General features: G+C 59.9%; 14 protein-coding genes. 4 read left to right on the forward strand and 10 right to left on the reverse strand.

Annotation, left to right across the window (positions count from 1 at the left end):
• Window positions 1-80: 80 nt before the first annotated feature.
• The 7 genes from B195_RS13260 to leuC all read right to left on the reverse strand — a co-directional run bounded on the left by B195_RS13260 (window position 81) and on the right by leuC (window position 8,954).
• Entirely contained in the window at window positions 81-2,441 is a 2,361-nt protein-coding gene (locus B195_RS13260) for a FimV/HubP family polar landmark protein (RefSeq protein ID WP_003446152.1), read from the reverse strand.
• 85 nt (window positions 2,442-2,526) lie between these two features.
• Entirely contained in the window at window positions 2,527-3,537 is a 1,011-nt protein-coding gene (locus B195_RS13265) for an aspartate-semialdehyde dehydrogenase (protein WP_003446154.1), read from the reverse strand.
• A gap of 156 nt (window positions 3,538-3,693) precedes the next feature.
• Window positions 3,694-4,806 (reverse strand): aspartate-semialdehyde dehydrogenase, encoded by a 1,113-nt coding sequence (gene asd / locus B195_RS13270; RefSeq protein WP_003446161.1) that lies wholly within the window; start codon window positions 4,804-4,806, stop codon window positions 3,694-3,696.
• Window positions 4,807-4,874: 68 nt separating this feature from the next.
• On the reverse strand, window positions 4,875-5,957 hold the full coding sequence (leuB, locus tag B195_RS13275; protein ID WP_003446163.1) for a 3-isopropylmalate dehydrogenase: 1,083 nt from the start codon (window positions 5,955-5,957) through the stop codon (window positions 4,875-4,877).
• 67 nt (window positions 5,958-6,024) lie between these two features.
• Window positions 6,025-6,792 (reverse strand): class I SAM-dependent methyltransferase, encoded by a 768-nt coding sequence (locus tag B195_RS13280; protein WP_037001876.1) that lies wholly within the window; start codon window positions 6,790-6,792, stop codon window positions 6,025-6,027.
• 88 nt (window positions 6,793-6,880) lie between these two features.
• Window positions 6,881-7,525, reverse strand: a complete 645-nt coding sequence (gene leuD / locus B195_RS13285) for a 3-isopropylmalate dehydratase small subunit (protein ID WP_003446167.1) — start codon at window positions 7,523-7,525, stop codon at window positions 6,881-6,883.
• 10 nt (window positions 7,526-7,535) lie between these two features.
• On the reverse strand, window positions 7,536-8,954 hold the full coding sequence (gene leuC, locus B195_RS13290; RefSeq protein ID WP_003446169.1) for a 3-isopropylmalate dehydratase large subunit: 1,419 nt from the start codon (window positions 8,952-8,954) through the stop codon (window positions 7,536-7,538).
• A gap of 133 nt (window positions 8,955-9,087) precedes the next feature.
• On the opposite strand from leuC, the gene B195_RS13295 reads away from it, so the two are divergent.
• The 3 genes from B195_RS13295 to B195_RS13305 all read left to right on the forward strand — a co-directional run bounded on the left by B195_RS13295 (window position 9,088) and on the right by B195_RS13305 (window position 14,047).
• The gene (locus B195_RS13295; RefSeq protein ID WP_003446171.1) at window positions 9,088-9,981 is read left to right on the forward strand and encodes a LysR family transcriptional regulator; all 894 of its coding nucleotides are present in this window, start codon (window positions 9,088-9,090) and stop codon (window positions 9,979-9,981) included.
• 63 nt (window positions 9,982-10,044) lie between these two features.
• Window positions 10,045-12,663, forward strand: coding sequence for a bifunctional diguanylate cyclase/phosphodiesterase (locus B195_RS13300; protein WP_003446173.1), 2,619 nt, complete (start codon window positions 10,045-10,047; stop codon window positions 12,661-12,663).
• Between the two features lie 202 nt (window positions 12,664-12,865).
• Entirely contained in the window at window positions 12,866-14,047 is a 1,182-nt protein-coding gene (locus tag B195_RS13305) for an acetyl-CoA C-acyltransferase family protein (protein ID WP_003446174.1), read from the forward strand.
• 102 nt (window positions 14,048-14,149) lie between these two features.
• Here B195_RS13305 and B195_RS13310 read toward each other — a convergent pair whose 3' ends face one another.
• Window positions 14,150-15,016, reverse strand: coding sequence for a pirin family protein (locus B195_RS13310; RefSeq protein ID WP_003446176.1), 867 nt, complete (start codon window positions 15,014-15,016; stop codon window positions 14,150-14,152).
• 1,280 nt (window positions 15,017-16,296) lie between these two features.
• On the opposite strand from B195_RS13310, the gene B195_RS13315 reads away from it, so the two are divergent.
• Window positions 16,297-18,732, forward strand: coding sequence for a TonB-dependent siderophore receptor (locus B195_RS13315; RefSeq protein WP_003446186.1), 2,436 nt, complete (start codon window positions 16,297-16,299; stop codon window positions 18,730-18,732).
• A gap of 134 nt (window positions 18,733-18,866) precedes the next feature.
• Here B195_RS13315 and B195_RS13320 read toward each other — a convergent pair whose 3' ends face one another.
• A complete protein-coding gene (locus tag B195_RS13320; protein ID WP_003446187.1) occupies window positions 18,867-20,693 on the reverse strand; it encodes a glycoside hydrolase family 15 protein in 1,827 nt (608 codons plus the stop codon).
• Entirely contained in the window at window positions 20,686-21,486 is an 801-nt protein-coding gene (locus B195_RS13325) for a glucose 1-dehydrogenase (protein ID WP_003446188.1), read from the reverse strand. Before B195_RS13325 ends, B195_RS13320 begins: the two co-directional genes overlap by 8 nt.
• Window positions 21,487-21,530 lie beyond the last annotated feature (44 nt).

Here is a 21,530-nt window from a genome sequence, read left to right on the forward strand (position 1 = left end):
AACAAATCATGGCGGAGATAAATCAGCATCGGGTTAACAGATCAAGGGCCGGCAAGCCGGCCCCCACAGGTGACAGCAGATCAAGGCAAGCGCGACAACAGCTCCAGAGCTTCAGCCTGCTGCTCCGGGTTACCCTCCTCGACAACTTCGGTCAGGATATCCCGCGCGCCCTCGTCATCACCCATATCGATATACGCCTGGGCCAGATCAAGCTTGGTCGCCGTTTCATCGGCGCCCGACAAGAAGTCAAACTCGGGCTCGTCGGCAAAGGACGGGACTATCGATGGCTGCTCAAGGCTTTCGGACAAGCGCTGCAACTCCGCATTGACCTTGTCCAGCTCAAGCGCAAAGCTGTCCGGCTCAGCGGCCGGCGCAACCGGTTCGTCAGCCAGGGACAAATCGAAATCAGGCGGCAGGTCCAGATCGAAGTCGGACGTGTCGCTACCCGACGTCTCAGCCTGCTGCTTGAGCACGTCTTCAAAGCTCTGCTCGTCACCGGATTTCTTCTCGGGCGGCAAATCGGCAGGCGACGCCGCTTCAAGGTCATCCAGACTCAGATCAAAGTCCTGATCGAACTCGTCAACGGCCGGCCTGGCCTGTGGCTCAGGCTCCACTTCGCGATCATCGCGCATCATCTCTGTGACAAACTGCGCCTGTAATTGCGCAGCAACCGCAGCCGTGGCGATACCGGCTGCCAGTGCCATGGCCGGATAGCGATGCTTGAGCTGTTCAACCTCAGAATGATTCTTGCCGTTGGCAATCAGCTGCCGCTCCTGGGCAACAAAGGCATCACGCTCGCCCAGTTCACCATAGACCTGCATCAACTTGAGTCGCAGATCACTGCGTTGCGGCTCTTGCTCGATTGCACCTGCCAGCAGTTGCTCGGCCTCTTTGAGCTGACGCTGCTCAATCAACTGTTCAGCCTGGACCAATGCATCGGCCTGCGGGCTGACCAGCGTCTGAGCAACCACCACTGGCGCAACCGGAGGTACCACCAGTGCTGCCGCAGCTGGTGCCGCAGCTGGTGCCGCCTCGAGCTTGACGCTCGGCGGTGGAACTTCAAGCCCTTCGAAGCTGCTTTGCGGCATGTCCAGATCAGATGGGAACTCGGCCTCTTCCTCAAGCTCACGGGCCATCCGCGCATGCCTTTGCGCCGCCTGCAGGGCTTTACGGCGACGCACCAGCAGCAGCGCAAGCAGCAACAACAAGACCGCCGCGCCACCGACCAGACCCAGTAGCCAAGGGCTGTGCAACAAGTCCTGGATGCTGCGCTCTGCACGCGGAGTGGCACTATCGTCCTGCGCCGGAGCTGGCGGCACCGCCGTCGCCGGCGCACCTTCATCTGCCGGCGCGATGTCAGCTTCCGGAGCGTCCACAGCCTGCCCCGGCAGCGGGACCGCTATCGCCGCTGCCGGATCGACTGGCGCCGAACTGTCAGCCTGCAGCTTGGCCAATTGATTGTTTTTCAACTCGATCAAGCGTTGCAGCTTGTCCAGCTGGCTTTGCAAATCCTGCATCCGGCTTTGCAGCTCGGCATTTTCCCGCCGGGCCGAATCCAGCCCTTCCTGGGTCGTCGCCAGCTTGTCGCTGATATTTTTGGCATCGCCAACTGCACCCTTGCCATCGGCAGCGCTCGCCGCAACCAGGCTCAGGCTGTCACTACCGCCAGCCTTGGCAGGACTGGTAGCCGCAACCGGCTGCCGACCGGTCGCATCCAGCTGCTGGGCCAATGGCGTGGTACGACGCCCATTACGCCAGTCGGCATTCTGGGAAGCGACTTCATTGATGGCCTTGCCTTGGGACAGCTGGACACTTTGCGCTGCATCCGGCATGCGCAATACCTGACCGGTCTTGAGCCGATTGATGTTGCCGTTGATAAAGGCATCAGGGTTGAGCGCCTGAATCGCCAGCATGGTCTGCTGGACCGAGCCGCCATTGCGCGCCTTGGCCGCGATTTCCCACAGGGTGTCACGGGACGTGGTGGTGTATTGACCTGCATTTGCAGGCGCGCCAGAGGCAGCCGCAGCGGTTTGAGGAGAGAACTTGGCCGGGTCCAGCAATACGCTGTAGTCCCGCAGCAAGCGGCCGCTTGGCCACATCACCTGCACCAGAAACTTTACGAAGGGCTCGGACAAAGGCTGGCTGGAAGTGACGCGCAGCACGCTTTTGCCGTTGGCATTGATTACCGGCGTAAAACGCAGATCATCCAGGAATGCCGGACGCGGCACCCCGGCCTTGGTGAATTCGTCAGGCGGTGCCAGGCTCGGCACCACTTCAGCAGCGGTCAGATCCTTGACGTCCAACAACTCGATTTCAGCCAGCAGAGGCTGGTTCTGAGTCGACTTCAGGGTCAGCTCTCCGAGCCCGAGCGCCTGCGCCATACCGGATGACAGCGCCGAAGCGGCGGCGATTGCTAACACTAATTTGCGAACCTGAAGCATAGCCTCTTCCTTATTGGTACAGGCCTCGTCCCCCGAGGCCTGTATAGCTTCTGGAACCCTGCTGGAAATTGACGCCAAGTATCTTTTACAGAATATCTTTAATCAACAACTCAGCCAGTTGCACGGCATTCAAAGCGGCGCCTTTTCTTACGTTATCTGACGTCATCCAGAAATTAAGTTCAGAAGTGTCGTCTACAGCATGGCGCACCCGGCCGACATAAACCACGTCTTGTCCTACCGCATCGCCCACCGCCGTAGGATAGTCGCCCGCCTCTACCAGCTCGATACCTTCAGCGGCTTCAAGCGCCGCATTCACCGCATCCAGATCCACCGGCCCGGCAAGTTGCACGGCAACACTGAAGCTATCGCCAAAAAATACCGGAGCTTGAATGCAGGTCACCGAAACTTTCAGCGCGGGCATAGCCAACACTTCACGCAATTCTGTTACCAGGCGTTTTTCCAGTGGTACATGGCCTTGTGCATCAGGCTTGCCCACTTGCGCCAAGAGGTTAAACGCCATCTGGCGATCAAAAAAACTGGTCTCCAGCGGATGCAGATTCAGTAGTGCGGTGGTCTGACGCGCCAGCTCGGAAACCGCTTCACGGCCTTGGGCAGAAACTGCCAGACATGCCGTCACGTTGACCCGCTGAATATCCAGCAAGCCGCGCAGGGGCGCCAACACTACGGCAAGAGCGGTTGCCGACGGGCTCGGGCTGCTGATTTGCAGCGGCTTTGGCAACCCGGCCAATACTTGGGCATTGGCCTCGGGCACCACTTGCGGGGCCTGGGCCTCGGGCAATGCGCCCGACAAATCAATAATCGCGCACCCGCCAGCGCGGGCCTTGGCGGCAAAGCTCAGGGTCACGGCGGGGCCGGCAGCGAAAAACACCAGCTGCACTTTGCTGAAGTCAAACTCATCGACTTCACGCACTCGGACGTTTTTGCCCCGAAAAGGCACCGAATGCCCGGCTGACTCGCTGCTGGCCAGCAAATGCAAATCAGCGACCGGAAAATTGCGCTCTTCGAGAATTTGCACAATGGTTTCGCCGACAGTGCCGGTGGCGCCGACGACGGCGATATCAAAGGACTGGTTCATGCATCTACCTCAGGCGAAACGTGGGGAGCGGCACTGTACCGGGCGCAACCTTTGCAGGCAACGGACAGTGCCCGCCAGCGCGGCAGTAAAAAGCGCCACTCATTAAAAAGCCCGCCTCTCTTGCGAGAGGCGGGGCGTGGCTGCAACCAGGGCGGATTAACGCTCCAGCAGAATCCGCAGCATGCGGCGCAACGGCTCGGCCGCACCCCACAACAACTGGTCGCCCACGGTGAACGCACCGAGGAACTGCGAACCCATGTTCAGCTTGCGCAGACGGCCAACCGGCACATTCAGGGTACCGGTTACCCGGGTAGGGCTCAGTTCCTGGATGCTGTCTTCACGATGATTGGGCACCAGCTTGACCCAAGGGTTGTGCTGGCTGATCAGACCTTCGATGTCGGCAATTGGCACATCCTTGTTCAGCTTGATGGTCAAAGCCTGGCTGTGACAGCGCATTGCACCGATACGCACGCAGATACCATCCACCGGAACCGGGTTCTTGAAGCGACCCAGGATCTTGTTGGTTTCGGCCTGGGCCTTCCACTCTTCGCGGCTTTGACCGTTTGGCAGCTCTTTGTCGATCCACGGGATCAAGCTACCGGCCAATGGCACGCCGAAGTTCTCGGTCGGGTACGCGTCGCTGCGCATCGCTTCAGCGACACGACGGTCGATATCGAGGATGGCGCTGGCCGGATCGGCCAGTTGATCGGCCACAGCAGCGTGGGTCGAACCCATTTGCTTGATCAGCTCGCGCATGTTCTGCGCGCCGGCACCGGATGCCGCCTGATAGGTCATGGCGCTCATCCACTCCACCAGACCGGCCTCGAACAGGCCGCCCAGGCCCATCAGCATCAGGCTGACAGTGCAGTTGCCGCCGATGTAGTTCTTGGTGCCCGCATCCAGCTGCTGGTCAATCACCCGGCGGTTGACCGGGTCCAGAACGATCACTGCGTCATCCTGCATCCGCAGGCTCGACGCTGCATCGATCCAGTAACCTTGCCAGCCTGCCTCACGCAGCTTGGGGAACACCTCAGTGGTGTAGTCGCCGCCCTGGCAGGTCAGGATTACATCGAGGGTTTTCAACTCTTCAATGTTGTAAGCATCCTTGAGCGGGGCGATATCCTTGCCCACAGACGGACCCTGTCCACCGACATTGGAAGTAGTAAAAAACACCGGCTCAATAAGATCGAAATCCTGCTCTTCCAGCATCCGCTGCATGAGCACAGAACCAACCATACCGCGCCAACCGACCAGACCTACACGCTTCATCACAACGACACCTTTAACAAAAAGTGGGGTCGTTACTTCCACCAACAGGAAGTAACGGGCCAGAGAGATTACAGATTCTGTAGCGCCGCGACTACTGCATCGCCCATTTCCTGCGTTCCGACCCTGGTGCAACCCGCCGACCAGATGTCGCCGGTACGCAAGCCCTGGTCCAGAACCAGGCTCACGGCCTGTTCAATGGCATCGGCAGCGGCGGTCTGATTGAAGCTGTAACGCAGCATCATCGAGACCGACAAAATGGTTGCCAGCGGGTTGGCAATGCCCTGCCCCGCGATGTCCGGCGCCGAACCGTGGCATGGCTCGTACATGCCCTTGTTGTTGGCATCCAGGGAGGCCGACGGCAGCATGCCGATGGAACCGGTCAGCATCGACGCTTCGTCCGACAGGATATCGCCGAACAGGTTGTCGGTTACGATCACATCGAACTGCTTGGGCGCACGCACCAGCTGCATCGCGGCGTTGTCGACGTACATGTGGCTCAGCTCGACGTCCGGGTAGTCCTTGGCCACTTCCTCGACCACTTCGCGCCACAACTGGCTGGAAGCCAGCACGTTGGCCTTGTCCACCGAGCACAGCTTTTTACCGCGCACACGGGCCATGTCGAAGCCGACCCGGGCGATACGGCGAATTTCGCTTTCGCTGTAGGGCAGCGTGTCATAAGCCTGACGCTCGCCGTTTTCCAGCTCACGGGTGCCACGGGGGGCGCCGAAGTAAATGCCGCCGGTCAATTCACGAACGATCAGAATATCCAGCCCGGCAACGATTTCCGGCTTGAGGCTCGAGGCATCTGCCAGTTGCGGGTAAAGAATGGCCGGACGCAGGTTGCCGAACAGACCCAGTTGCGCACGGATTTTCAGCAGGCCGCGCTCAGGACGGATATCACGCTCGATCTTGTCCCATTTAGGGCCACCCACGGCACCCAGCAACACCGCGTCGGCGGCACGGGCGCGCTCCAGGGTCTCATCCGCCAGGGGTACGCCGTGCTTGTCGATGGCTGCGCCGCCGAGCACGTCATGGGTCAGTTCGAAGTCGAGCTGGAACTTGTCATTGGCCAGCTCCAGTACTTTTACTGCCTGGGCCATGATTTCCGGACCAATACCGTCACCTGGAAGAATCAGAATCTGCTTGCTCATGGGTCTCTCGCTACCTGTCAGTTGATCCCCCCTGAGGGGTATCCATAATTTTTATTGTCTGGTGCTTTTATTTTTCACACCAAAGAACCAATACGTCGGTACTAAACGAACCATCAGGTTCGATTTCAAAATAATCGCGCACTTCAGTGCCCATGGATTGCTGCAACTCGCGAATGGCCACGCTCATGCTCACCGGTGTACGCATGCGCTCAATCCAGGAGCCGAACTCTAAACGCAAACGCTGACGCTGTGTGCTGCGGGTATGCAAACCGGCCTCACTGACCTGGCGCAGCCACTCGCCTGCAGAATAATCACGCACATGACTGGTATCGCGCAGCACCTCGACACTTTGCAGATAAGTATCGAACAGCGGGCTACCGGGCGACATCACGTCGATAAAAGCCGCCACGCCACCGGGTTTGAGCACCCGCCGCACTTCGCGCAAAGCCTGGCCCAGGTCGCTCCAGTGGTGAGCGGAATAACGGCTGAGCACGTAATCGAACTCGCCATCGGCAAACGGCAGACGCTCCGCCGCACCGCGCTGGGTGCTGATATTGTCCAGCCCGCGATCCTGGGCGGCGGCGCTGACGACATCGAGCATTTGCTGCGACAGGTCGTAGGCCACCACCTCGTTAACCAGCGCCGCCACATGAAAGCTGACATGACCGGCACCGCAGCCCAGATCCAGTACCCGGGCATCCTGCTTGCCGGACAGCTCGGCCTGTAGCAGGCCGAACTCGGTGCCTTGCGCATGCACGGCACTGCTCAGATAGGCCGAGGCCTGTTCACCGAACTGCTTTTGTACAACCTGACTGTGACGGGCGCTGCTGCTCATGTTGAAGTCCCTTGTTTGATGGGCTGCCCTGATCGCTGCAGCAGCGATCAGGGCCGGCATTACGCGATTGCTGTAGGAGCGAGCTGATTCAAGCGTCGCGAAACAACCAGGGCTGGCTCGCACGGTGCTTGCTTTCAAAGGCGGCGATGGCCACATCGTCCTGCAAGGTCAGGCCGATATCGTCCAGGCCGTTAAGCAGGCAATGCTTGCGGAAGGCATCGATCTCGAATTTCAGCACCTTGCCATCCGGACGCGTCACGGTTTGCGCCTCAAGGTCGATACTGAGCTGATAACCCGGCTCGGCCTCGACCTGGGCAAACAGTTCATCGACCTCGGCGTCGCTCAAAATGATCGGCAACAGGCCATTTTTGAAGCTGTTATTGAAGAAGATATCGGCATAGCTCGGCGCGATGATGCTGCGAAAGCCGTATTCTTCCAGCGCCCAGGGCGCGTGCTCACGGCTGGAGCCGCAGCCGAAGTTCTCACGGGCCAGCAACACGCTGGCACCCTGATAACGCTCGGCGTTGAGCACAAAGTCCTTGTTCAACGGGCGCCGGGAGTTGTCCTGGTACGGTTGCCCGACATCCAGGTAGCGCCACTCGTCAAACAGGTTCGGACCAAAGCCGGTGCGCTTGATGGATTTCAGAAACTGCTTGGGAATGATCTGGTCGGTATCCACGTTGGCCCGATCCAAGGGAGCGACAAGCCCGGTGTGCTGAGTAAAAGCTTTCATGCGCAGCTCCTTAAACCAATTCGCGGACGTCGATGAAACGACCGTTTACAGCGGCGGCGGCGGCCATCGCCGGGCTCACCAGGTGAGTACGACCACCGGCGCCCTGACGGCCTTCAAAGTTACGGTTGGAGGTCGAAGCGCAGTGCTCGCCCGACTCCAGGCGGTCCGGGTTCATGGCCAGGCACATCGAACAGCCCGGTTCGCGCCATTCAAAACCGGCCTCCAGGAAAATCTTGTCCAGCCCTTCGGACTCGGCCTGGGCTTTAACCAGACCCGAGCCCGGCACCACGATCGCCTGCTTGATGGTGGAGGCCACTTTGCGGCCCTTGGCGACCACTGCCGCAGCGCGCAAGTCTTCGATCCGCGAGTTGGTGCACGAACCAATGAACACGCGATCCAGCTGGATATCGGTGATCGCCTGATTGGCGTTCAGGCCCATGTACTTCAAGGCACGCTCGATCGAACCACGCTTGACCAGGTCAGCTTCCTGCGCCGGATCGGGAACGTTCTGATCCACCGCCAGAACCATTTCAGGGGAGGTACCCCAGCTGACTTGCGGCTTGATCTGCGCCGCATCGAACTTGATCACGCTGTCGAAATGCGCGTCGGCATCGGAAACCAGATCCTTCCAGGCTTCCACGGCCAGATCCCACTCGGCGCCCTTCGGTGCAAACGGGCGACCCTTGACATAGGCCACGGTCTTTTCGTCCGCTGCAACCAGACCCACGCGGGCACCGGCTTCGATGGACATGTTGCAAATGGTCATGCGCCCTTCAACCGACAAATCGCGAATCGCACTGCCGGCAAACTCAATGGCATGACCATTGCCGCCTGCGGTACCGATTTTCCCGATCACTGCCAGCACGATGTCCTTGGCGGTCACGCCGAACGGCAATTGACCTTCAACCGAGACCAGCATGTTTTTCATTTTCTTGGCCACCAGACACTGGGTGGCGAGCACGTGCTCCACCTCGGAAGTGCCGATACCGTGGGCCAATGCGCCAAATGCACCATGGGTCGAGGTGTGCGAATCACCGCAAACCACGGTCATGCCCGGCAAGGTCGCGCCCTGCTCGGGGCCGATCACGTGAACGATGCCCTGGCGGATGTCGTTCATTTTGAATTCGGTGATGCCGTACTCGTCGCAATTGTCGTCGAGGGTTTGCACCTGCAAACGGGAAACCTGGTCGGTAATGGCCTCAATCCCGCCCTTGCGCTCCGGCGTGGTCGGTACGTTATGGTCCGGGGTCGCGATGTTGGCATCGATGCGCCAAGGCTTGCGCCCGGCCAGACGCAGACCTTCAAAGGCCTGCGGCGACGTCACTTCATGAATGATGTGACGATCGATGTAGATCAGCGCCGAGCCATCGTCGCGCTGCTTGACCAAATGCGAATCCCAGAGCTTGTCGTAGAGCGTTTTGCCGGCCATCAGACGGTTTCCTCATCAGCTACTTTTCTGTGCCAATAACCACTTGGCTTGTGAGGTCGATCCTATGGCGTTACAGTTAATAACTCAAATTCATAATTTTCATGCTTTGGATAACCAACAGGAATTCGAATAGATGGATCTCGCGAATCTCAATGCTTTTATCGCTATTGCTGAAACCGGGAGCTTCTCCGGGGCTGCCGAACGCCTGTTCCTGACCCAGCCGGCGATCAGCAAACGCATCGCCAGTATCGAGCAGCAACTCAAGCTCAGGCTGTTCGACCGGCTGGGCCGCGAAGTCAGCCTGACCGAGGCCGGGCGGGCCTTGCTGCCGCGGGCCTACCAGATCCTCAACGTCCTGGACGACACCCGCCGGGCGCTGAACAACCTCAACGGGGAGGTCAGTGGCCGCCTGACTCTGGCCACCAGCCATCATATTGGCCTGCACCGCCTGCCGCCCCTGCTGCGCGAGTTCACCCGCACCTACCCGAAGGTCGCGCTGGATATTCAGTTCCTGGATTCAGAAGTGGCCTACGAAGAAATTCTCCACGGCCGCGCCGAACTGGCGGTCATCACCCTGGCCCCGGAGCCCCATTCGCTGATTCGCGCCGTGCCGGTGTGGGATGATCCGCTGGACTTCGTAGTCGCCCCAGAACACACCCTCACCCGCCGTTCGAAGGTCAGTCTGGCCGACATTGCCCACCATCCGGCAGTGTTTCCGGGCGGTAATACCTTCACCCACCATATTGTCCAGCGCCTGTTTGAAGCCCAGGGCCTGACGCCCAATATCGCCATGAGCACCAACTACCTGGAAACCATCAAGATGATGGTCTCCATCGGCCTGGCGTGGAGCGTCCTGCCGCGCACCATGCTCGATGAGCAAGTGGCATCGATCGAGTTGCCCGGCATTCAACTGACGCGCCAGCTAGGCTACATCGTGCACACAGAAAGAACCCTGTCCAATGCCGCACATGCCTTCATGAAACTACTGGATGCCCAGGTCGACAGGGGTCACAGTGAGCAACCCTGAGATCGCTCCAGCGGTTCAGAAGCAAAACCGTCTCAATGGATCGAGATCCAAGGATCGCAGTCAATGCCATACCAGAGATATACCAGCCTCCCCCTAGACGGTTTGACTGAGGTTGACCCGATATCGCTGGAACACGGCAGGCAAAACAACGGGTCAGCGCAGCCCTGGTACTGGGACATTGAAACGGGGCTCATCAACAATGCAAGCCATCGGCGCACACGCCAGCAAGCGCTCAACAACTCAGAACAGCGCTTCGCCACACTCTTTCATTTATCGCCCCACATGGTGCTGCTGGTGCGCATCGAAGACGGGTTGATCAGTGAGGCCAACCATTGGTTCGAGAGCCTGCTGGGCTGGCCGTTAAACCAGGCAATCGGGCGTACGACCATCGAACTGGGGATCTGGCCAGATCCCCGGCAGCGCAAACAATTCATCAAGAACATACGCAGCAAAAATGCCTCGGTGAGTATGGAAGTCTGCCTGCAGGGCCGTGATGGACAACTGCACGACGGCATCCTCAGCGCACAAAAAGTCGAACTGGAGGGCGAGGCCTATCTGGTCAGTACCTTCCTGGACACCCGCAAAAGCAAAGAAGTCGAGCAAGCCTTGATCGACAGTCAGGAGCGCCTGGACCTGGCGCTGGACTCGGCACAACTGGGTACCTGGGACTGGCATATCCCCAGCGACAGACTCTACGGCTCGGCCCGTGCCGCCCAACTGCACGGCCTGCCGGCAGAACCGTTCAACGAGTCATTCGAAGCGTTCTTCGACGGTGTGCCCGAAGCCGAGCGTGACAATATGCGCGACACCTATCGCACACTGCGCGAAGGCCCCGCCGGGAGTTATCAACTGACCTATCGGGTGCCCGGCGAGAACGACACTTCACGCTACATAGAAAGTCGTGCCCGGCTCTATCGCGACGCTGAAGGTCTGCCCCTGCGCATGGCCGGGACCTTGCTCGACATCACCGAGCAAGTGGAGCGCGAACAACGCCTGAGCGCCTCCGAAGACAAATTTGCCAAGGCATTCCACTCCAGCCCCGATGCCATCACCATCAGCGAACTTGCCACTGGCAACTATCTGGAAGTGAATGACGGCTTCAGCCGGCTGACCGGATACAGCAGCGCCGAGGTGATTGGCCGCAGCCCTTACGAACTGGGGATCTGGGGGCATAGCTCACAGCGTCAGGCATTACTCGACGAGATCAAGGAAAAGGGCCGTATCCGCAACCGGGAAATACTCGGGCGCTCCAGACGTGGCGCCCTGCTCAACCTTGAGATATCCATCGAACCGATCACCCTTAATGACACCCCCTGCCTGTTGCTTACTGCCCGCGACATCAGCCAGCTCAAAGCGGCCCAGGCCCAGGCCAGCCACCTGGCCTACCACGACCCGCTGACCAACCTGGCGAACCGCTCGTTGCTGCTGGAGCGCCTGAACCATCAGACCGAGCTGCTTGAACACCATGATCTGCGCGGGGCGCTGTTGTTTCTGGATCTGGATCACTTCAAACACATCAACGACTCGCTCGGGCATCCGGTGGGCGACTCGGTGCTGAAAATCATCACCGCCCGGCTCGAAGCCAGTGTCCGCAGCGAAGACACCGTGGCACGCCTGGGCGGTGACGAGTTTGTAGTACTGCTGACCGGTCTCAAGGGTTCGCTGCAAGCAGTCACGCTTAATGTTCTGCGTACTGCCGACACCTTGCGCGAGCTGCTGGCCGAACCCATGTTTCTCGATGGCCAGCGCCTGCAAGTAACCCCCAGCATCGGCATTGCCTTGCTGCCCGACCACGGGATCACCGCGACAGACCTGCTGAAACGGGCCGACATTGCCCTGTATCGGGCCAAGGATTGCGGGCGTAATACCAGCCAGCTATTTGATTTTTCCATGCAGGCTGCGGCCAGCGAACGCATGAACATGGAAAGCGCTCTGCGCACAGCGTTGGCACGCAACGAGTTCAGCCTGCACTTTCAGCCCCAGGTCGACGCCCGGGAAAACCGCATCGTCGGCGCTGAAGCACTGCTGCGCTGGCAGCACCCGCAACTGGGGGCACAATCCCCGGCCGATTTCATCAAGATCCTCGAAGACAGCGGCCTGATTCTGGAAGTGGGCGCCTGGATTCTCGATGAAGCCTGCCGTTCGTTCGGCAAATTGTTGCGCGAAGGCCTGATCGACCCCCAGGCATTCAGCCTGTGCGTCAACATCAGCCCCCGGCAGTTTCGCCAAAGCGACTTCGTAGAACAGGTCAAGCGCAGCCTGTTGCACCATGACCTGCCCTGCTCGATGCTCAAGCTGGAAGTCACCGAAGGCATCGTGATTCAGAATCTGGAAGACACCATCGCCAAAATGCAGGCGCTCATCGCGTTGGGAGTGAGCTTTGCGATGGACGACTTCGGCACGGGCTACTCCTCGCTGACCCATCTCAAACGCCTGCCTGTGGACACCCTGAAAATCGACCAGTCGTTTGTGCGCGACGCCATTAACGCCCCCAACGATGCGGAAATCATCCGCGCCATTGTTGCCATGGCCCGCAGCCTGAAAATCAAGGTGGTGGCCGAAGGCGTCGAACAAGCGGCCCAGCTCCAGTTTCTGCAGAGTATTGGTTGCCATCTGTACCAGGGCTACCTGCACAGCCGGCCGGTGCCTCTGGCCCAGTTCCGCAAACTGCTGCAACACTGACCCCACCTGAAAACCCCGAAACCCCTGTAGGAGCGAGCTGTTCCAACCCGGCACGAAGGGCTATCGGGCACGTTCGCTCCTGCATCCCATGGCCCACATCCCATGAAGAGCGGATTTACCCTGCAAACGGACTACTCTGTGCCCCCTGGCCCCATGAAATAATCCAGCCTGTTACGAGTCAGAAAAATAATAAGGACCTACCATGCAAACCTCCGAGATTTTCATCCTGGGCGCCCGGCGCACCGCCATCGGCACCTTTGGCGGTGCACTCAAGGACGTTGCCCTGTGCGATCTGGCCACCACCGCAGTCAAGGCCGCCCTTATCGCTAGCCAGGTCGACCCGCAACGCATCGGCCACGTGGTGATGGGCAACGTGATTCCAACCGCCCCCCAGGACGCCTATCTGGCACGAGTGGCTGCAATCAACGCCGGCATCCCCAAGCAAACCCCCGCGTACAACGTTAATCGCCTCTGCGGCTCGGGCCTGCAGGCGATCATTTCTGCAGCCCATACCCTGATGCTCGGCGATGCTGATTTCGCCATCGGCGCCGGGGCCGAGTCCATGAGCCGCGGCCCGTACTTGCTGCCATCCGCCCGCTGGGGCGCGCGTATGGGCGATGCCCAGGTGCAGGATTACATGCTGGGCATTCTCCACGACCCGTTCCACGGTATTCACATGGGGATCACTGCCGAGAATATTGCGCAGCGCAACCATATCAGTCGCGAGGTACAGGACGCCCTGGCGCTGACAGACCAGCAGCGTGCCGCCCACGCCATCGCCCAGGGTTATTTCGACAGCCAGATCGCTGCCGTCGAGGTTAAAAGCCGCAAAGGCAGCGTCTTGTTCGACGTTGACGAACACCCGCGGGCTACCACCCTGGAACAGCTTGGGCAAATGAAGCCGGCGTTCAAAAAAGACGGCAGCGTGACGGCCGGTAACGCCTCGGGGCTCAACGACGGCGCCGCTGCGCTGGTGTTGGCCAGTGGTGCCGCGGTCAAGGCTGACAACCTCGCGCCTGTTGCACGCCTGGTGGCCTATGCCCACGCCGGGGTAGAACCTGAACTGATGGGGCTGGGCCCCATTCCGGCGACTCGTCTGGCGCTCAAGCGCGCAGGCTTGAAGATCGGCGACATGGACGTGATTGAAGCCAATATCGCCTTTGCGGCCCAGGCCTGTGCGGTGATGCAAGAACTGGAAATGGACCCGGCCCGGGTCAACCCCAATGGCTCAGGTATCGCTTTGGGCCATCCAGTGGGTGCCACCGGCGCGATTATCGCCAGCAAGGCCATCCACGAACTGCACCGGATAAAAGGCCGCTATGCGCTGGCCACCATGTGCATCGGTGGCGGTCAGGGCATAGCGGTTATTTTCGAGCGAGTCTGAACCCGTAAATGACCGTAGTCGCTGCCGAAGGCTGCGATGGACTGCGTAACGAAGGTCCTGCGGCCCTTGTCGCAGCCTGCGCCAGCGACTACGGCTGGCTTGTTACACCGGCATCCGGCCAAATTTCCCCGACTGGAAGTCGATGAAGGCCTGATGGATTTCAGCTTCGGTGTTCATCACAAACGGACCGTGCCCCACAATCGGTTCGTCGATGGGCTCACCGCTCAAGATCAACAGCACCGCATCGTTATTGGCCTCAAGACGAACCTGAGACCCGTCGCGGGCAAACAGCGCCATTTGTCCTTCGCGCACCACTTCCTGGCCATTGACCTCAACCGCACCGTGCAGCACCACCAACATGGTGTTGCGGCCCTGATGCAGATCGAGGGTGGTCGACTTGCCCGCGTTCAAGCGGATATCCCACACGTCGATCGGGGTGAAGGTACGGGCCGGGCCGCGCTGGCCGTCGAACTCGCCGGCGATCAAGCGCAGCCGGCCGGCACCGTCCTTGAGCGCCAGTTCAGGAATGTCGCGGTCGACGATACCCTGATAGCCAGCCTCCGCCATCTTGTCTTTGGCCGGCAGGTTGACCCACAGCTGCACCATTTCCAGGGTGCCGCCACTGCGGGCAAACGCCTCGGAATGGAACTCTTCATGCAGGATCCCCGACGCAGCGGTCATCCATTGCACATCACCGGGGCCGATAACCCCGCCATTGCCGGTGGAGTCCCGATGCTCGACTTCACCTTTGTAGACGATGGTTACCGTCTCAAACCCACGATGGGGATGCTGGCCTACACCACGACGCTCGGTAGTGGGCGTGAATTCCGCAGGCCCGGCGTAATCAAGTAACAAGAACGGGCTGACGTGTTCACCCATGCTGTCGTAGGAAAATAACGTACGAACCGGAAAGCCATCACCGACCCAATGCGCACGTGGAGCCGTATAGACACCCAGAATGTTTTTCATGTTGCACCTCCTGTAAATCATGGCAACAAGGATAGATTCGTATCACCCATAAGACTAGACGGTATAAATAGCACTCAGCGTTCCATATATAGAACGACCCTGCCACCCATATCCCTGTATGGCTCCGATACAAACCCGGGCCCGCATCGCTGGCAAGCCAGCTCCCACAGCAGCAGTCCCCACATACTCCTGCAGGAGCGAGCTTGCCTCGCGATGGCTCCGACACAAACCCGGGCCCGCATCGCTGGCAAGCCAGCTACCACAGTAGCTGTCCCCACATACCCCTGTAGGAGCGAGCTTGCCTCGCGATGGCTCCGATACAACCCCGGGGCCCGCATCGCTGGCAAGCCAGCTCCCACAGAAGCTGCCCCCACATAACCCTGCAGGAGCGAGCTTGCCTCGCGATGGCTCCGACACAAACCCGGAGCCCGCATCGCTGGCAAGCCAGCTCCCACAGTAGCTGTCCCCACATACCCCTGTAGGAGCGAGCTAGCCTCGCGATGGCTCCGATACAAATCCGGGGCCCGCATCGCTGGCAAGCCAGCTCCCACAGAAGCTGTCCCCACATACCCCTGTGGGAGCGAGCTTGCCTCGCGATGGCTCCGATACAAATCCGGAGCCCGCATCGCTGGCAAGCCAGCTCCCACAGAAGCTGTCCCCACATGACCCTGTAGGAGCGAGCTAGCCTCGCGATGGCTCCGATACAAACCCGGGGCCCGCATCGCTGGCAAGCCAGCTACCACAGTAGCTGTCCCCACATAGCCCTGCAGGAGCGAGCTTGCCTCGCGATGGCTCCGACACAAACCCGAGGCCCGCATCGCTGGCAAGCCAGCTCCCACAGAAGCTGTCCCCACATAACCCTGCAGGAGCGAGCTTGCCTCGCGATGGCTCCGACACAAATCCGGGGCCCGCATCGCTGGCAAGCCAGCTCCCACAGAAGCTGCCCCCACATAACCCTGCAGGAGCGAGCTTGCCTCGCGATGGCTCCGACACAAACCCGGAGCCCGCATCGCTGGCAAGCCAGCTGCCACAGTAGCTGCCCCCACATACCCCTGTAGGAGCGAGCTTGCCTCGCGAGCTTTATATCGAGCCCTGATTGATTGCCGAGCGAATGCGGGAATCTTGAAAAGCTCGCGAGGCTAGCTCGCTCCTACAGGGTTTGGGGATTGCTCTGCAAAATCAAATCCAGCCAATTCAGTCGCTTGTTTCCGGTTTAACCCGCGTGCTGCGTCTTATAACTATTCGCATCAATCATTCCCCTCCCGGAGCCTCGGCACGCAATGCAACGATCCAATTTGAACCGTACCCTGTTAAGCAGCGCACTGCTGGCCTCGGCACTGCTGGGCACACCCATGGCTCTGGCCGCGCCGGTCGTGTTGAATATCCCGGCACAACCGCTGGCCAGCGCCCTGAACGAGTTCGGCAAGCAGACCAGTCTGCAAGTGCTCTACAGCCCGGATCAGGTACAGGGGATCAGTTCGCACTCCGTCTCGGGCTCACTGGAGCCGATCAAGGCTCTGGAAGCCCTGCTGCAGGGTAGCGGCATTTCATACCAGCTCAATGGCGACACGCTGATTCTCAATGTCGCCCAAGGCCAAGGCCAGGGCCTGGAGTTGGGTGCCACCACCATTTCCGGCCAGGGCCAGGGGGCGTTGCTGACCACAGAGGACACTGGGTCCTACACCACTGCCGCCAGCAACAGCTCGACCAAACTGCCGTTGTCGATCCGCGAAACCCCGCAGACCGTGACCGTAATTACCCGCCAGCTCATGGACGATCAGGCGGTCCAGAGCATCGGCGATGTGCTGCGTAACGCGCCGGGCATTTCGACCCAGGCCTACGACAGCGACCGCATGGAATATTCGGCCCGCGGCTACGCCATCACCAACTTCCAGTACGACGGCGTGAACGCCCGCTATGACGGGGTGTTCGATGAGGGCGCGACCAAGGTCGACATGGCCCTGTATGACCGGGTTGATATCGTCAAAGGCGCCACCGGCCTGCTGTCCGGCTCCGGCGAACCCTCGGCTACGGTCAACCTGATCCGCAAAAAACCGACCCGCGAATTCAAGGCGTCGGTGACTGCCAGCGCAGGCTCCTGGGACAACTACCGAACCGAAGGCGATATCTCCGGCCCGTTGAATGAAGACGCCAGCGTGCGCGGGCGCCTGGTCGGGGTGTATCAGGATGCCGATTCGTATCTGGATCACTACTCGAAAAAGAATGATGTGTTCTACGGCATCCTCGAAGCCGATATCACTCCCGATACCCTGCTGACCTTCGGCATGGACTATCAGAACATCAAGCCCCGCGGCTCGTCCTGGACCGGCAACCCCTACTACTTCTCCAACTACAGCAAGACCGACTTCAGTCGCTCGTTCAACCCGGCCACCGACTGGAGCCGTCGCGATGTAGTCGCGCAGACCACCTTCGCCTCCCTGGAACACCGCTTTGCCAATGAATGGAAAGTCAAAGGCAGCCTGACCCAGCAAACCAACGACCACGACACCCAACTGGGATCGGCCGGTGGCGGCATGCCGGACCCGGTCACCGGCGACGGCATGTTCTTCTACTGGGGCAAGTGGGAAGGTCACCGGGTGCAAAACACCTTCGACCTCAATGCCAGCGGCCCCTTCAGCCTGTTTGGCCGCGAACATGAACTGGTGGTCGGTGTTACTTCGCAGACCTCCCGCCAAACCGGGGCAACCTTTGATGCCAGTGAATTCGGCAAGGTCCCCGGCAGCATCTTTGACTGGAAGGGTGATTACCCGAAACCCTACTTCCCGAAAAACGGCAAATACCAGACCAACGAAAACCAGAACAGTGCTTACCTCGCTGCGCGCTTCAGGCCGACCGACGACCTGTCGCTGATTCTCGGCAGCCGCGTGAGCGACTTCCAGTACAACGACACGCGCACGTACTACGTGCAAACCCCCACCTTCAGCGACAACAAGACCACCTCCAAACAGCACGGCAAAGTCACGCCCTACGCTGGCGTGGTGTATGACCTGAACGACACCTACTCGGCGTACGCCAGCTACACCTCGATTTACAAACCGGTCACCGAGCGCAGCAAGTCCGGCACAACCCTGGCGCCCACCGAAGGCAACAGTTATGAAATCGGTTTGAAGGGTGAATACTTCGACGGCCGCCTGAATGCCAGTGCCGCGGTGTTCCGCACCGAGCAGAAAAACCTGGCCGTCTATGCAGGCATCGACGCTGCCAACCAGACCTACTATGAGTCCGTCGACGGAGCGACCACCAAAGGCATCGAATTCGAGCTGGCCGGTGAACTGATGCCGGACTGGAACCTGATGGCCGGTTACACCTACGCCCAGACCAAAACCGCAGATGGCGGTCGTCTGTACGGCTACCCGCTGGAAACCACCAAGCCTGAAAACGTGGCGCGGGTATTTACCACCTACCGCCTGCCGGGGGTGTTGAACAAAGTTATCGTGGGCGGTGGTGTCAACTGGCAGAGCCCGTTCTACGGCAAGATCTACAACGATGCCAAGGGTGACTACGACATCATCGAGCAGCACAGTTACGCGCTGGTCAACCTGATGACCCGCTACGAGTACAGCGATCACCTGAGCTTCAACCTCAACGCCAACAACCTGTTCGACAAGAAATACCTGTCGGGCCTGGGCAACTTCAGCACCACCTACTACGGCGAGCCGCGCAGCCTGATGCTGACCAGCAAATACATCTTCTAAAAGCCGGCCCCGCATCGCTGGCAAGCCAGCTCCCACAGGTATTGGGTGCAGCGCAAGCCGTAACCCTGTAGGAGCGAGCTTTTCAAGACGCAGAGCTCGCGAGGCAAGCTCGCTCCTACAGGGTCAGGGGTGGGTCAGGGCTGCCACTGGGGCTTTTGGTGGTCGAGCTTTCGGTCCAGAAAGCTCGCCGCGCTGATCAGCGCCAAATGGGTCAAGGCTTGCGGGGTATTGCCCAAATGCCTGGCATAAAGGTCGAACTCTTCGGCATACAGCCCCAGCGGGTTGGCGTAACGCAATAACTGTTCAAATTCCAGATGCGCCTTTTCCACTTGCCCGGCCCTGGCCAGGCATTCCACGTACCAGAAGGAACAGGCGGCAAACGCACCTTCTGTGCCTTGCAGGCCATCCAGGCCACTGTCGTCATTGCGATAGCGATAAACCATGCCATCACGCACCAGACTCTTTTCAATGGCCGCAAGGGTCGCCAGCCAGGCCGGATCTTTCGCTGCGACAAAACGCACCAGCGGCATCAACAACATCGAACCATCCAGCGCCGTGCCGCCCTTGTACTGGACAAAATGGCCGCGCTCGGCATTCCAGAAGTTCTGCCAGATGTCAGTGTGAATCTCTTGCCGGGTCTCGTTCCAGCGGGAGAACGGCGCAGGCAACGAGCGCTTGGAGGCCAGGCGAATGGCACGATCCAGCGCCACCCAGCACATCAGCCGGGAGTGCAAAAAGTGATGCTTCTCGCCGCGCATCTCCCAAATCCCCACATCCTCCTCCTGCCAGGTCACGCACACGTGATCGACAATCTGGGTCACATGCTGCCAACCCTCATGGCTGATGGCCTCGCCGTATTTGTTGGTCAGGTACACCGCGTCCAGCAGCTCACCAAAAATATCCAGCTGCACCTGATCAAATGCGCCGTTGCCAATCCGCACCGGCCTGGCGCCGCCGTATCCGGACAAGTGGCTCAGTTCTACCTCGGGCAAATCATTGCGGCCGTCAATGCTGTACATGATGTTCAGCTTCAGGGGCTGGTCGCAGCACTCCCCTACCCGGCCACGCAGCCAGCGCATAAAGCCATTGGCCTCATCGACAAAGCCCAGGCGCATAAAGGCATAAACCGTGAAGGACGCATCACGAATCCAGGTATAGCGGTAATCCCAGTTACGCTCGCCCCCCGGGGTTTCCGGCAAGCCAAAGGTGGCGGCCGCAATGATCGCGCCCTCCTTGCGCGAGGTCAGCAGCTTGAGGGTCAGGGCCGAGCGGTTGATCATTTCCCGCCAGCGTCCGCGATAGATCGACTGTGCGATCCACTGCCGCCAGAATTGCAGGGTGCGCTGTAACGCCAGGTCGCTGGCGTCCACTTTCACCCGCTCATCGTCAACTGCGCCCAGTACAAACTCGGCCGTTTCGCCCTCCGCCAGGGTGAACGTGCTACAGGCCGCTTGATCCGCAACCGTCAAGGGAACACTGGAGGCCAGTCGAAGACCGGGCTGCCCCTCGGCGTCGAAGCACACATCCTCACCATCGGCACGGGCTTTGGTGGCCGCGCGGGCGTAGTCATGGCGAACCGCGCAGCGCAGCAAAAAGGTGGCGCTGCCGCTGACCACGCGCACGCGGCGCATCAGTAGCGGCAGTTGATCATCGTGGTCACTGACCGGCAGCAAATCGGTAATTTCCACCACCGCTTGCGGCGCCAGCCAGCGGGTCTGCAAAACGTTGGTGTCGGGGAGGTAAATTTGCTCGCGGCGGGCATCGGCTATCTGCGGGGCCAGTTGAAAAATCCCTGCCTGGGGGGTGTCCAGCAGTGAGCAGAAGATGGCAGGACTGTCGAACTCGGGCCAACAGAAAAAATCCACACTGCCCTGGTCATTGACCAATGCCGCAGTGCGCATGTCGCCAATAATGCCGTGTGCCTCGATCGAGCTTTGCAATTCGTCCTGGATGTTAACCATTGTCACGGAACTCCGGATAAAGGCTCATGCCGCCATCGATAAACAAGGTAGTCCCTACTACATAATCCGAGGCGTCGCTGGCCAGCCACACCACCGCGCTGGCCACATCCCCGGGCTCACCGACGCGACCATAGGGGATCAGTTTCAGCAGTTGCTTCTCGGCCGCGCCTTGGGTCACGTCACGATTGATTGCCGTGCGAATGGCCCCGGGGGCTATGCCGTTGACCCGGATCTTTTGCTCGCTGACTTCCTGCGCGAGGCTGCGCATCAGCATTTCAACGCCGCCCTTGGAGGCTGCATAGTTCACATGCCCGGCCCAGGGAATCAGTTGGTGCACAGAGCTCATATGAATGATTTTGCCTGCTGCACAGGACACGCCTTCACGAACGCCCTGACGGTTGAAGATCTTCAGGGCTGAGCGCGCGCACAGGAACTGGCCGGTGAGATTGACACCGATGACGGTGTTCCATTGTTCCAGGGTCATGTCGGTGATTGCGGCGTCTCTCTGCAGCCCTGAATTAGCGACCAGAATGTCGAGATAGCCGAAAGCATCCAGGGTTTGTGCAAACAGGCGTTCAACTTCAGCCTCTTTCGATACATCGGCGCCCAGGGCAATGGCTTTGCCGCCTGCGGCGTTGATTTCGTCTGCCAGTGCCTGGGCGGGAGCTGCCTGGGAGTTGTAGTTGAGGACCACCGAGGCACCGGCAGCCGCCAGGGCCCGGGCGCTGGCAGCCCCCAGCCCGGAACTGGCCCCGGTGACCAGGGCGACCTGATGCGCGAGAGAAATCTGCATGGTTGTCTGCGCCTGCTTTATGAATGGGCATAACGGCTGACCCA

The organism is Pseudomonas sp. Lz4W (assembly GCF_000346225.2).
GTDB classification, from domain to species: domain Bacteria; phylum Pseudomonadota; class Gammaproteobacteria; order Pseudomonadales; family Pseudomonadaceae; genus Aquipseudomonas; species Aquipseudomonas paraversuta.